Origin of the sequence: Paenibacillus validus NBRC 15382 (assembly GCF_004000985.1) — a bacterium.
Taxonomy (GTDB): domain Bacteria; phylum Bacillota; class Bacilli; order Paenibacillales; family NBRC-103111; genus Paenibacillus_G; species Paenibacillus_G validus.
Window position 1 is genome coordinate 272,395 of record NZ_BIMH01000001.1, and the last position, 13,673, is coordinate 286,067.

The window sequence follows — 13,673 nt, forward strand, 5'->3', positions numbered from 1 at the left end:
ACGCACCTCCTCAAAATTAGTTGTTTTGGTACCTCCGCGCGATATCATCTTCTCGGTGAAACTCCCAGATTATTGTCAGCCGCTGCAAACTTTGTCGCAGCCCGCTGCAACGCGGAAGCACGCTCACCGGAATTCATCGGCGTGTGGATTTTTACACCGAGAATTACTATACCATAAGTAACATGAGGTTGCAACCAGCGCCCCTTTTCGCCATAATCAAACAAAATCAGACCCCGGAACCCCGGAGTCTGTTCGGTTACTTCTCGGTCAAGCCGGTAATGACCTGTTCGAGCGTTTGCGGACCTTTAAATACGTGTACGCCAGTATTTATGCTGCCGGCAAGCCGACGTTTTCTCATTTCTTCCTCAAACGTCTTCTTATCGGCAATGACCCCGCTCTGATACAGCAAGTCCGAAACTTGCCAAAGCACAAGGCCGCTGGTTACGTTGATATAAACTTCTCGGACAGGTTCTACCGGTTTGGCCCTCTCTTTCTCCAGCTCTTCGTTCACGCGCTGCTGGACTAAGGCGTCAACCTGCGGCTGCAAATATACTTTAACATCCTTCTCATACACATTGAAATATACGGAGGCCTTTTCTTTGATTTGTTCCCGGGTCATCGTTTCCGCTGCCGGCTGCTGTAAGTCTTCTTTGGACAGCCCCTGGTTTGCGGCGGGAGCGAAACTCATCAGCTGGAGCAGCACGGAACCGGCGATCATCCCCGAGCCCAGTCCGTACAAGAGCGATTTTTTGTTGGACATCAGGGGCGCTCCTCCTGTTTCGCAAGCAGCAGGATCAAGCTGATCTCGCCTTTATTCATCCCGAGCTTCTTGGCGATGAAGTCCATCGACTTGCCGAGCTCGTACAACTCGAACAATTCGGCGTACCGCTGCTTGATATTCATTAATGCAACAGGTTCGTTCGGCTGCTCGCGCGTTGCCGCCGGCTCCTGATCCGCAACAGGGACAGCTTGAAGCGGCGATTCGGAACGGGCAGGATCCGCATTCGTTGACAAGGAGCCGGGCGCAGACGCCGGGGCAGGCTCTGCCTGAATCACGGGCGCAGACGGAGCCTGGTGCTTCTGAATTTGTTCGGCGACAAAACCGACCCGGTGAAGCTCGGATTGGAGCTGCTGATTATGCTTCTCAAGCGTTTCGACACGGGAAGCAAGCTTGGCGGCATGAACCTCGTAATCTTTTTTGGTTTCCGTAAAGAGCTGAATGATCGTTTTATTCTGCTCTTCCAGCTCGACGGCAAAGTGATCCATCGCGCTTTCCACATCTTTCATCGTGGTCGGAATTTCCGCGCTATGCTCGGCTTTTTTCGGCAAAAGCTTGGCGTAGACGATGATCACCAAGCCGAACAAGACGATATATACCCAAGGTTGGTTCAACGCGTTCACCTTTTTCACAGCTTAATGTCAAAGCGATAAATCGATATGATGCCCTTTAAACGGATGATCATGGCGGGAGATCGGCGCTTTCTCCGGTTCTTTGGCTTCGGCCGTTCGCTTCGGGGTTCCGGATGTCCCCCGCTTCGAAGAACGTTCGCCGTTATCCTTGACGGATGCGCGGGCAGATTCCTCGGTTTTCGTGCTCTTATGGCGTTCCTCAACCACTTGCTTGGCCGCCGCTTCCGAAAGTGAAGCTTGGTCGGATAACGGTTTCTGGGTCAGCTGCTGCTGTTTGACTCCGACCTCTTCGTTCTTGTGCAATGCAAACTGCAATTCGACCGCCTTCAAACTCATTGAACTTCCCCTCCCGTAACAGGCTGTTGCCTTGCGTTATTGAATCGGAAGCATCGCAATATCGCCGTCCACCAATTGAAACTTTACGCGCTGGGAAGTGTCCTTGATGAATTTCGTGTAACGACCGAGGACGATTTTCGTACCGCTGTACACGCTCGAGATGACCTCGACCTTCGCCCGCTCCGAATCTTCAAGCGACTTCTCAATCTCCAGTGCACGTTCCTTCAATGAAGAGATCTCTTCCATAACCTGCTTCTTCGTATGGTTCAGCTTGATCCGCATCGCCACTTTATCCGGTCCGAGCTGTCCGGCCGCAGCCAATTGGTCGAGCAGCACGAGCGCTTTCTCCGTCTTGTCGAAATTCTCGATCAACGTCTTTAGATTCGTACGCAGCTGCTGCAGCTCGTTGCGCAGCTCCGGCAGCACGCCTACCTCGATGACGGTTGCCGTCGACATCGAGTTTCCGATCGTTCGCCCAATGACGCATTCGCCCGCTTGAATCATTCCTCCGACGATCAATCCTTTGGTTCCCTTGCAGGCGACCAGTTTACCGGCGCGAATTTGACAATGCATGATGCTTTGTCCCACGAGCACTTCTTCCCCGGCTTCGACCGTCGCATCCTGAATGAACGAGCATTTGACCCGTTTGCCTGCGCGAATGATCGCTTTATTGTGCCCCAGGATACCGACGGTGATCTCGATCGAGCCCCCCGCTTCGAGATCCGCGCCGTCGACATTACCGGTAATCCGTATATCGCCCGCGGCCTTGATCCGGAATCCCGGAAGCACGCTGCCGCGAATAACGACCGACCCGACAAAATCAATATTGCCGATATTATAGTCTACGTCGCCGTTCACTTCAAATATCGGGAAGACGTTGATTTTTTCGCGGTCCGTCTTCGTCACCATCCCATCGATAGCGGCGTAAAGGGCAAGCTGATCCGGATCGGAGACGACATTTTTCCCGGGCTTGAAGCGAGCTTCCTTCCCGTCCTTGGCGAATATGGTTTCCCCGGTGACCGCACGTCCATCCGTTCCTTTACCTGCCGGTATGCGTTCTGCGATCAACTGTCCTTTACGGACATTGTTGATGGCCGTCACTTCTTTATAGTCAACTTTGCCGTCTTCCATTTCCAGCGGACGCTTGGATTGACCGTCCAAATCGAACAATAAACGTATTTGACCGTCCTGTCCATGCGCCGGGGGTTGACCGGTTGCAATCGCGGTTTTCGTAAAGAAAAACGATTTCGGATCTCTCACGATCGCAAGGAGCTTGTCCTCGTCGATACCGTGCACGATATGATGCGATTTGATCAGTTCGTCCAGCTGTTCTTTAGTTACGGCAAATTTATCGTCGCAGTTCATAAACTGCAGGTAGGCGGTCAGTTTATCATCGGATAAGGTAAGGTCCAAATAATAACTTAACGGCATCGCCAGGTCGCCCATATTCATAACCCCGCTTTCGTAGCTTAGTCTTGAAATAGATGCGACTTATGCCGGCTTAACGAACCCCTTAAGCGCAAAATCGCCTTGGAATGCAGCTGTGAAATTCTGGAAGGGGATAAACTCATAACTTCAGCAATCTCGCTAAGTGAAAGTTCTTCGTAATAAAACAACGAGACGACGGTGCGTTCTTTTTCAGTAAGCCGTTCAATCGCTTGCGCGAGCGTATCTTTCAAGTACACTTCTTTTACTTTCGATTCCGGATTTTTTGCCTTTTCGTCAATCAATAACGAAAGACGGGTCTCCGCTTCTTCTTCACGGATAGGATCGTCGATCGAACATACCGTGGTGACCGCAATATCTTGAACCATCTGTTGAAAATCGCCTTCGCTTACCTGCAAATAAGCGCTCATCTCCGCATCCGTGACGGAACGCAGGTATTGCTGCTCCAGCTTCTGGTAAGCTTCCTCGATTTTCTTCGCCTTCTCGCGTACGGAACGAGGAACCCAGTCCCCTTGCCGGAGTCCGTCGATCATCGCTCCGCGAATGCGCCATGAGGCGTACGTTTCGAACTGCAGTCCGCGTTCGTAGTCAAATTTCTCGATAGCGTCGATTAACCCCATCACCCCGTAACTGATGAGGTCTTCCCTGGATACGTTTTTGGGAAGTCCAATGGAAAGTCGGCCGGATACGTAGTCCACAAGCGGCAAATAGGTTTCGATCAGCGTTTGCTTGGCTACAGTATCGTGTTCTTCTCTCCACCTCTTCCACATCTCGATGTTCGCTAAATGAGATTTTTGCCCGATCATGACGCTCTTTCACCCCCTTATTCTTCAGTCATACGGCGAACCGCTTGAGCCAATTCCTCCGGCGTTTCGCTGAACTTGGTAGACAATTTGGGCGGGTTTAACGGAGAGAACGTTTCCTCTTCCGGCATAGGAGCGTCTACTTTCTTTTTCAGCATTTGATGAAGCTCCTCATCTTGATCCGGGGGGGTGACGGCATCGAAAACAGTTCCCTTCGTGCCGTCCGAATCCCCTTCGCCTAGCTCCGTTTTGTTCGAGTTCCATTGATTAAAGCCGGCAAAGGTGCCGAGCAGCCAACGACAACCAAAGACAAGTATAAAAAGGACAGCAAAGCTGTAGACGCTCCGAAGGAGCGTCGTCAACCAAATATTGTTCCCGACAGAAAACATAAAGGTGAATATAAAGGCAATAGCGCCGATGATAAAGTTCCACCGTATCGATCCAATCATGGTTACAGTTCCTTCACTCCGTGTTGTACGCTGCGGATGAGAAGAGTTCCCTTCTCGCAGTCGAATTCAATCGTCCTGCCGTAATTGGAGCCCGTATCTTCCGCCAGAAGCGGAATCTTGAAACGGGACAGCTGCTCCTTGCACGACTCCACATTACGCGGTCCGATGCGCATCGTATCGGACTGGCTGCCGAAAGCGAACATTTGTGCGCCTCCGGCCATTTTCGCTTCCATTCTGCGAATTTGTGCACCCAGCGCTTCCATTAACCGTATCAACTCCGGAATCGCCGTGTCCGCATACTTTGCAATATTAAGCTGGCCCTCTTTGGCTATATCCGAGTTAGGAAGCATGACGTGAGCCATACCGGCCACCTTGGCTTTCGCGTCATATAGCGTGATGCCGACGCACGAACCAAGGCCGGTCGTCTTCAGCACGCCGGTCTGGCGGGCAACGTTGAGATCAGCCATTCCGACTTTGATCAAATTGTCTTGGATCATGGAGTTTGCACTCCCAGAGCGATAAAAATTTTCTCAAACGATTCGGGATCGGGAATGAGAAAGAAATGCCCTTCCACTTCATCCTTCCCATTCAGAAACTTCGTATCGATCAAGAGCGCTTGATCTCCCATTTGACCGAATTGGAGAAGGCCGTAGCTCAAAATCGCTCCCGCCATATCGATGGCAAGAGAAGGAACCGTAGGCTGCATGTTCAGCCTCGTAAAGTCAGCCAACGACGATAAATAGGAACCCGCCAAGATGTTGCCGATCTCGCTTAGCGCGGAGATTTCCATCTCCGTATATCCCTCATCGCTGACAACTTCGATTCCTAACAAATTGCGCAGCAGTTTTTTGGCCGATTCCTGCTTAAGAATGAAGAACAAGTTGCCCGGCGTCTCGCCTTCTACTCGCAAGAAGATCGCAATGACAACCTGCTCCGCTCCGCCCACGCTATCCGCAATCTCTTCAAATGGAACCATCCGCACCTTCGGCACGAGCATGTCGACCGGCTTATCAAGCAGCTTCGATAATGCGGTGGCGGCATGTCCGGCGCCGATATTGCCTACTTCTTTGAGGACGTCCATTTGAAAATCGGCAAATGCGTTAAATGATTCCACAGGATCTACTCCTCTATGTTCTCCAATTGGACAATCTCGCTCTTATTGAGCACTTCTTTCAAATTCAGAAGCACGAGCAGCCGGTTATCGTCGATTTTTGCAATACCGTGCAAATATTTAGCTTTAATGCCGCCCACGATTTCAGGCGGATCAGCGATATGGTCGGTGTCCACATCGATGACATCGTTAGCGGAATCGACGATTAATCCGACTTCGATATCGTCCACCCCGACGATAATAATCCGCGTGTTCTCGGTGTATTCGCTCTCCGCGAAACCAAAACGGCCGCGCAAATCGATGACCGGGGTCACGACCCCACGCAGGTTGATGACTCCTTTTACGAAGTCAGGCGTTTTGGGAACGCGCGTCATCGGCTGCATCCGCTCGATGGTTTTTACTTTTTCAACTTCAACGCCGTATTCTTCATGCGCCAACGCGAAAACGATTACTTTCATTTCTTGTCCCATACCCTCGTCCTCCTCAAATTATCGTGCAGTAGATCAATCGCGGTTATCGTTATTTGATTAAAGCGTTCGTATCGATAATCAAGGCGACTTGCCCGTCGCCGAGAATCGTCGCACCGGAAACGGCGAACAGGTTGGTTAAGTATTTCCCCAGCGTTTTCAACACAATTTCCTGTTGGCCGATGAACTCGTTGACGACGAGTGCGGCCATCTTCTCCCCTTTGCGAATAACGACGATCTGGATATCCGCTTCCGATTCGTCTTCGCCCTGCGGGACGTCGAACAGCTTGGCTAACGGGATCAGCGGAATGACGCTATTCCGGTAGTCGACCATTTGATTGCCGTGTACGATTCGAACTTGCTCCGGGCGAATGGCGGCCGTTTCGACGATCGAAGAAAGCGGGATCGCGTATTTCTCACCGTGAAGACGAATCAACATCGCGGAAATAATAGACAGCGTCAGCGGCAGCTGTACGGACCATTTCGATCCTTTACCGAATTCCGAATCGACGTGCACTTCGCCGCCCAGACTTTCGATCTTCGTCTTCACGACATCCAAACCTACGCCGCGGCCGGAAATGTCGGAGATTTTGTCTGCCGTGCTGAAGCCGGAAGCGAAAAGAAGCATATACACTTCCTTGTCCGTCATGCGCGCCGCTTGCTCTTGGGTGACGACGCCGTTCTGGATTGCTTTGCCAAGCACCTTGTCCCGGTTAATGCCGCGGCCGTTATCTTCGATTTCAATAAACACATGATTTCCGCTATGGTATGCGCGAAGATGGATGGTACCCGTCTCGGGTTTGCCCAAGGCGATACGCTCCGACGTCGGTTCCAGACCATGGTCGACGGCGTTGCGCAGCAAGTGTACAAGCGGGTCGCCGATCTCGTCCACAACCGTACGGTCGAGTTCGGTTTCCGCTCCCGTAATAATCAAATCCACTTTCTTGTCCAGCGTTTTGGCGACATCGCGAATCATCCGCGGGAACCGGTTGAACACGGTATCGACCGGAACCATCCTCAGTTTGAGCACGATGTTCTGCAGGTCGCTGCTGACGCGGGCCATATGCTCGACCGTTTCCGTTAATTCGTTTTTGCGAATTTCACTGGCCAGCTGCTCCAGCCGGACGCGATCGATCAACAGCTCGCTGAATAAATTCATCAAGAAGTCCAAACGTTCGATATCGACGCGAATCGTCCGGTTGGCGACCGGAGCTCCCGCCTGCGCAGCCGGCGGTTTCTTCACTTCGGCTTTAGGAGGTTCCGGCGTTACTACGGCTGCAGCGGCAGCAACTTCCTTTTGTGCCGCTCTCGCGGCCGGCAGCATGCGCTCAGCCAGCTTCTCTTGATTCAGCACGACCAATTCGACCTTATCGATTTCAGATACGCTGGAAATTTGTTTATGCAGCTGGTCATGATCGATCTGGGATATGTAGTACACCGCGAACGATTCGCCGAACTTCTCCTGCTCGATATCTTCGACCGAAGGGCTCGCTTTAATGACTTCCCCGTTCTGCTCGAGCACATTAAACACCATGTAAGCGCGGGCGGCTTTCAGCACGCAATCTTGACGAACGGTGACCTCGATCCAGAATACCGGAATCCCCGCTTCGATCGATTGCTGGACAATCGAGAGCTGGAATTCGTCGAGCTCCGCTTTGGTTTCGTCCTGCCCATCAGCAGGCTTGGCCGATCCCCCCGCAGTGCCTTTCAGGTAATCGCCGGAGACTATGGATTTCAAAGCCGCTACAATGTCCGAAACGTCGGCTTTACCGGTGCCGCCTTGAATAATGTCTTCGACCATCGTCTCGAGCGAATCGGTGCTTTTGAACAGGCAATCAAAGATGAATGAATCCATTTTCAACTTATGATTGCGCACAAGATCCAGCACGTTCTCCATCTCATGCGTCAGCGAGGCGATATCCTCGAAGCCCATGGTAGCAGACATTCCTTTTAACGTATGTGCGGAACGAAAAATGTTCTGGACAATGCTGATGTCTTCCGGATTGCTTTCCAGGCTGAGCATATGTTCGTTAATCGCTTGCAAGTGATCTCTGGACTCGTCAATAAACATCGAGAGATATTGATTCATTTCCATAACCGTACACCTCCATCAGGATCGTTTATATGTATAAGGACTAAGATAAGGCCGATAAACCGATTGCGGATATTAATTTGCCTGCAATTTCTTGCTGCTTCAGCACATGCATGACACCTTTAAGCTCGACCGCTGCTCGGGGCATACCGTAGACGATACAGGTTTCTTCCGATTCGGCAATCGTGGTTACAGCTCCCGATTCTTTCAGAGCCAGCATCCCTTTGGCGCCGTCCGATCCCATGCCGGTCATGATCACGATATGACGCTTCAACTCCTTGAGCGGAAGCAGCGATTCAAAAAGAACATCCACGGACGGTCGATGGCCGCTGCGCGGCTCTTCTTTGCTCAGATGGATGCGATAAGCGCCCGGCCCATTGCGGGCGACCGCCATGTGACTTCCGCCGGGAGCGATGTAAGCCGTGCCGTTCTCAAGAGGCATGCCTTCCTCCGCTTCGACCACCTTCAGACCGGATATCGAATTGAGCCGTTGAGCAAGCGATCTGGTAAAATTCGGCGGCATATGCTGCACGATCACGACCGGAGCCGCAAGCTCCGCCGGCAGCTCCGACAATACCTGATGAAGCGCACGCGGACCTCCGGTGGAAGTTCCGATCGCGACCAAGTGCCCGATGCCCGCTTGCGATCGGTCAACCGATCGCCTCTCAGCCTTTGGAGACGGATTCGATGGCGCTGCAGCCGCTGTCGTGCGGGCCTGCGGTATCGGCTTCAGCTCCGGTTGACGTGGAAGGATCGGGCGCTGCAGCCCAATCTTGTTCACATTCATTCTCACTGCGATATGAAGCTTCTCCAGCAGCTGGGTTTTTACCTTATGAAGATCGAGCGAAATTGAGCCCGACGGCTTGCCGACGAAGTCGACAGCCCCCCATTCCAGTGCCTTTATCGTCTCGGACGCCCCTTCTTGCGTCAAGCTGCTGAGCATAATGACCGCAACCGGGCTTTCCTTCATAATGACGCGAAGCGCCTCAAGTCCGTTCATCTCCGGCATTTCGATGTCCATCGTAACCGCATGAGGCTGTAGTTTCTTCACCTGCTCGACGGCTTCTTTCCCGTTCCTGGCCGTCCCGACTACCCGCAGCATCGGATCCTGCGAGATAAAATCCGAGATGATTTTTCTCATAAATATGGAATCATCGACCACTAACACATCAAACGGCTGCTGCATAGCTTCACTCCTCTACGTTGTCACTGAGCTAGAAGGTCAGAAGTTGTTCCTGTTCACCGGGCCAAATCAACATCCCTGCTCGCTATTGCTTCAGCAAACGAATCATTCGGCTCAGGAAACCTTTAACCGAACCCGCTTGATTGTCGGCCGGCAGCTGGTTCAACACAAAATCGTCGGTTAATTCGCCCAGCGACCTCGAAGCCGCGCCTTCCGGAAAAGCGATCGTAAAGGGGATTTGCTTTTTCACCGCTTTGGAAACCGAATTGTCATCCAACACGTATCCGATCGTCGGAATGTCCAAATCCATAAACTGCTTGGCTACCATTCTGATTTTATCCGCAGTTTGCCGCCCTTCCTTCCAATCCGTCACACGGTTGACGACCAACCGGAATTTCACGTCGTAACTCATCGAGTGAACCATTTTGATAATCGCATAAGCATCGGTAATGGAAGTAGGCTCCGGCGTTGTCACCACAATCGTTTCTTGTGCGGCGAGAATAAACTTCAACGTTTCTTTGGACAAGCCCGCCCCGGTATCAAAAATGATGAAATCGACATGTCCGTTCAACTGATTCACTTGTTCCGCGAAATAGTCAAGCTGCTCATCCGTTAGACGAATTAATTCGTTAAAGCCCGAGCCCCCGGCGATGAACTGTATATCATTCGGTCCTTTGTGGATGATATCCCAGACCGTTTTTTCCCGTTTCAACAAGTGGTACAAATTATATTTTGCAGAGATGCCCATCAGCACATCAATATTGGCGAGTCCGATATCCGCGTCGAAAATGAGCACCTTGAACCCTTTTTTCTGGAGCGATAGGGCAAAATTCAAGGTGAAATTCGATTTGCCTACCCCTCCCTTCCCGCTGGTTACGGTGATGATCCGGGTCGCCTTTTCCTGATCGGCGCCCTGATGTTTAATCAGATTCCGCAGCCCTTGGGCCTGATCACTCATGATTATCGTCCTCCAGAATCAGATCGATGATGAATTGTTCTTGCAGCACTCTAATATCGTCGGGGACACTTTGTCCGTTCGCGATATAGGAGATCTGGAGCCCGAATTCGCGAACCAAATTCAGGATTGCGCCGTAGGAGTCAGTTTCGTCCATCTTCGTAAACAACACCTTGTGCAGCTTGAATTTGCTGAAGTTGCTCGTAATGGCTTTCATGTCTTTATATTTGGTTGTCAAGCTGAGCACAAGGAACGTTTCGCTTTTTCCGCTTGATTTCAGCAGCGCATTTAATTCGGAAACGTACATTTCGTTGCGGAAATTGCGTCCGGCCGTATCCATGAAAATAAGATCGCAATCCTTCAAGTTGTCGAAAGCTTTAGTTAAATCCGAGGGCGAGAATACAACTTCAAGCGGTACGTTCAAGATCGTCGCGTACGTTTTCAATTGCTCGACGGCCGCAATGCGGTACGTGTCCGAAGTGATGAAACCGACTTTGCGGTGGTGCTTGAGCACCTGCTCGGCCGCCAACTTGGCAATCGTCGTCGTTTTGCCGACTCCGGTAGGGCCGACAAAATGCGCAATGCGCGTATCGGCCGCTATGGACTTGCTGCCTTCCATTCTCAGCATCGCGAGCAGTTGGCGCTGCAGCGACTGCTTCACGAACGTCTCTGACAATTCAGCCGCCGAGATTACTGCATCTTCCAGCACCTGGGCAATCAGTTCCTGAACAAGATGAGGTTCCACCTCTTGTTCAAGCAGACGCTGCTCGAACCGCTGAACCGCGGGATTCAGTTGTTCGGCACTTCCATGCTGCTGTGAGAGTCTGCACATCATTTCTTTCATCTGCTTTAATTCTTCCAGGAGCATGTCTTCCTTCGCTTTCACCGGAGCTGCCGCTTGAATGCGCTGAACCGGCATGAGCGGCGCGGGCGCCGCCGTTTGAACCGGTACGAATGATGCCGCCGATTCCGGCGGAAGCACGTCCGGCACTTCGGGAAAAGCAAGAACCGGCTGTTTCTCTTCCCGCAGCGTCTGCGCCCCGTAAGCAGCGGCTACGGTCTTTTTGGCAGACTGAGCGAAAGGCGGAGCCGCAAAGGGAGCTGTCGACTTTGCAGCAACAACGGCAGCCTCGCCCGCGGGCGTCCTGGCTCCTGCGGCGGAACCGCCGGGGGAAGCGGTATCCATCGCTGCAATGACTTCAATTTTTTTCTTAGAGAACATCCCCAGAAATCCGCCGGTACGAATTTCTTTGGTGTTGATGATCACTGCGTCATGGCCTAAGTCGATTCTAATCTTTTGCAGCGCATCCGGCATTGAATCCACTACGTACCGTTTCACTCTCATAGATTAACTACCCCCATGCTCTGGATTTCCACGTTAGGCTCCAACTCGCTGTAAGACAATACCGGAATATCCTGCATCGTGCGCTCAAGCAGCTGGCGCAGGTACATGCGGATCGTCGGCGATGTCAGTACGATCGGCTGCTGCCCGGATTGGATCAGTTTGGTCACCTGATCGCTAAGCCGTTGATAGATCACTTGCGTTGAAGTCGGATCGAGTGCCAGGTAGCTGCCTTGATCGGATTGCTGTACCGATTCGGCTATCTTTTTCTCCAGATTCGGGCCTACGGTGATCACCTTTAACGAGTCGCCGATCGACGTGAATTGCTGGGTGATTTGCCGGGATAACGCTTGCCGCACGTATTCGGTCAAAATATCGGGGTCCTTCGTATAGGTGCCGTAATCCGCTAAAGTCTCTAATATCGTAACGAGATCCCGGATCGAAATTTTTTCACGCAGCAGCTTCACCAGTACTTTTTGAACGTCTCCTAAGGAAAGAACATTCGGGATGAGCTCGTCCACCAGTGCCGGGAAGCTTTCCTTGACATTCTCGATAAGTGCTTTCGTTTCTTGCCGTCCGAGAAGTTCGTGAGCATGCTTCTTGATGATTTCCGTTAAATGCGTCGCGACCACCGACGGCGGATCGACCACCGTGTACCCGGAAAGCTCTGCGCGTTCTTTGGTTTGTTCGTCGATCCAGAGTGCCGGAAGACCGAAAGCCGGCTCAAGCGTATCGATCCCGGCAATCGAATCGTCATCGATGCCCGGGCTCATCGCCAAGTAATGACCGAGCAGTAAATCGCCGCGAGCGACGATATTGCCCTTGATTTTGATGATGTATTCATTCGGCCTCAGCTGAATATTATCGCGAATCCGAATAACAGGAACGACGACCCCGAGCTCCAGCGCGCACTGACGGCGAATGAGAATGATCCTGTCTAACAGATCGCCGCCCTGCTGCGTGTCCGCAAGCGGAATAAGGCCATACCCGAATTCGAATTCAATCGGGTCCACATTGAGCAGCCCAATAACGCTCTCCGGACTTCGCACTTCTTCAATTTGCTGCTCTTCCTCGAGCTGCACCTCCTCCGCTTGCTTGCGGTTCACGATTTGCTGCATCCGATAAGCGGCAAAGGCAAGCAGACCCGCAATCGGAAACGTCGTCCAGAAATGGATCGGGGTAAAGAGGCCAAGCGCCGTCACCGTACCTGCCGCGATATAGAGCAGCTTCGGGTAGGAGAAAATTTGCGTTGTCAGGTCATGCGCCAGATTGCCGTCGGACGCAGCCCGGGTAACGATAATACCTGCAGCCGTCGAAATAAGCAGCGCCGGAATTTGGCTCACCAAGCCGTCGCCAATCGTCATAATCGAATATTTTTCGCCTGCTTCGGCGAAAGACATTCCTTTCATGGCGACCCCGATGATCAAACCGCCAATGATATTGATGATCAGCATGATGATGCCCGCGATCGCATCCCCTTTGACGAACTTGCTCGCCCCGTCCATCGCACCGTAAAAGTCTGCTTCGCGTGAAATTTTCTCACGGCGTTCCTTCGCTTGATGTTCGTTGATCATGCCGGCGTTCAAATCGGCGTCGATACTCATTTGTTTGCCGGGCATCGCATCCAATGTAAACCGTGCCGCAACTTCGGCAACGCGCTCGGAACCTTTGGTAATGACGATAAACTGTACGAGTACGAGAATGATAAAGACGACGAAGCCGACAACCAGGTTGCCTGCCGCGACGAATGAACCAAAGGTTTCGACCACATTACCGGCATCGGCGTGTGCCAGGATGTTCCTGGTGGTGGAGACGTTTAGGGCGAGCCTGAACAGGGTTGTAATGAGAAGAAGCGAAGGAAAGATTGAAAATTGCAGCGCATCGGTCGTATTCATCCCGACCAGAATAATCATAAGCGCCAGCGTAATATTCAGGATCAACAAAAAGTCCAACAACCAAATCGGGAGCGGAACGACCATCATGAGAATGATGCCGATGATGCCGATCAATACGACAAGGTCTCTAATTTTCAAAGCCGGTGCCCCCTCTACTTAGTTTTCGTTCGCTATCTTCAGGCCA

General features: G+C 52.0%; 14 protein-coding genes. All 14 read right to left on the reverse strand.

What is annotated here, in order from left to right; all coding sequences use genetic code 11:
• Window positions 1-256: 256 nt before the first annotated feature.
• Complete coding sequence (locus PVA01S_RS01270; RefSeq protein WP_127604515.1) at window positions 257-760, reverse strand: hypothetical protein; 504 nt, start codon at window positions 758-760, stop codon at window positions 257-259.
• Window positions 760-1,392, reverse strand: a complete 633-nt coding sequence (locus PVA01S_RS01275; RefSeq protein WP_127604517.1) for a hypothetical protein — start codon at window positions 1,390-1,392, stop codon at window positions 760-762. Before PVA01S_RS01275 ends, PVA01S_RS01270 begins: the two co-directional genes overlap by 1 nt.
• Window positions 1,393-1,419: 27 nt before the next feature.
• Window positions 1,420-1,746 (reverse strand): hypothetical protein, encoded by a 327-nt coding sequence (locus tag PVA01S_RS01280; protein WP_054799596.1) that lies wholly within the window; start codon window positions 1,744-1,746, stop codon window positions 1,420-1,422.
• A 36-nt stretch (window positions 1,747-1,782) separates the two neighbouring features.
• Window positions 1,783-3,192 (reverse strand): DUF342 domain-containing protein, encoded by a 1,410-nt coding sequence (locus PVA01S_RS01285; RefSeq protein WP_127604718.1) that lies wholly within the window; start codon window positions 3,190-3,192, stop codon window positions 1,783-1,785.
• A 23-nt stretch (window positions 3,193-3,215) separates the two neighbouring features.
• The gene (locus tag PVA01S_RS01290; RefSeq protein WP_127604519.1) at window positions 3,216-3,998 is read right to left on the reverse strand and encodes a FliA/WhiG family RNA polymerase sigma factor; all 783 of its coding nucleotides are present in this window, start codon (window positions 3,996-3,998) and stop codon (window positions 3,216-3,218) included.
• 17 nt (window positions 3,999-4,015) lie between these two features.
• Window positions 4,016-4,444 (reverse strand): hypothetical protein, encoded by a 429-nt coding sequence (locus PVA01S_RS01295; RefSeq protein WP_054796999.1) that lies wholly within the window; start codon window positions 4,442-4,444, stop codon window positions 4,016-4,018.
• Window positions 4,445-4,446: 2 nt separating this feature from the next.
• A complete protein-coding gene (locus PVA01S_RS01300) occupies window positions 4,447-4,941 on the reverse strand; it encodes a chemotaxis protein CheD (RefSeq protein WP_054797011.1) in 495 nt (164 codons plus the stop codon).
• The gene (locus PVA01S_RS01305; RefSeq protein WP_155614373.1) at window positions 4,938-5,525 is read right to left on the reverse strand and encodes a chemotaxis protein CheC; all 588 of its coding nucleotides are present in this window, start codon (window positions 5,523-5,525) and stop codon (window positions 4,938-4,940) included. Before PVA01S_RS01305 ends, PVA01S_RS01300 begins: the two co-directional genes overlap by 4 nt.
• Before the next feature lie 38 nt (window positions 5,526-5,563).
• Window positions 5,564-6,025 carry a chemotaxis protein CheW gene (locus PVA01S_RS01310; RefSeq protein ID WP_054796998.1) on the reverse strand — a complete coding sequence of 154 codons (462 nt, stop codon included), beginning with the start codon at window positions 6,023-6,025 and terminating at the stop codon, window positions 5,564-5,566.
• Between the two features lie 49 nt (window positions 6,026-6,074).
• Complete coding sequence (locus PVA01S_RS01315) at window positions 6,075-8,117, reverse strand: chemotaxis protein CheA (protein ID WP_127604523.1); 2,043 nt, start codon at window positions 8,115-8,117, stop codon at window positions 6,075-6,077.
• Between the two features lie 40 nt (window positions 8,118-8,157).
• The gene (locus PVA01S_RS01320) at window positions 8,158-9,300 is read right to left on the reverse strand and encodes a protein-glutamate methylesterase/protein-glutamine glutaminase (protein WP_127604525.1); all 1,143 of its coding nucleotides are present in this window, start codon (window positions 9,298-9,300) and stop codon (window positions 8,158-8,160) included.
• 82 nt (window positions 9,301-9,382) lie between these two features.
• Window positions 9,383-10,255 carry a MinD/ParA family protein gene (locus PVA01S_RS01325; protein ID WP_127604527.1) on the reverse strand — a complete coding sequence of 291 codons (873 nt, stop codon included), beginning with the start codon at window positions 10,253-10,255 and terminating at the stop codon, window positions 9,383-9,385.
• The gene (gene flhF / locus PVA01S_RS01330; protein WP_127604529.1) at window positions 10,248-11,597 is read right to left on the reverse strand and encodes a flagellar biosynthesis GTPase FlhF; all 1,350 of its coding nucleotides are present in this window, start codon (window positions 11,595-11,597) and stop codon (window positions 10,248-10,250) included. Before flhF ends, PVA01S_RS01325 begins: the two co-directional genes overlap by 8 nt.
• Entirely contained in the window at window positions 11,594-13,627 is a 2,034-nt protein-coding gene (gene flhA, locus PVA01S_RS01335) for a flagellar biosynthesis protein FlhA (protein WP_127604531.1), read from the reverse strand. The genes flhF and flhA overlap by 4 nt, the downstream gene beginning before the upstream one ends.
• Window positions 13,628-13,673 lie beyond the last annotated feature (46 nt).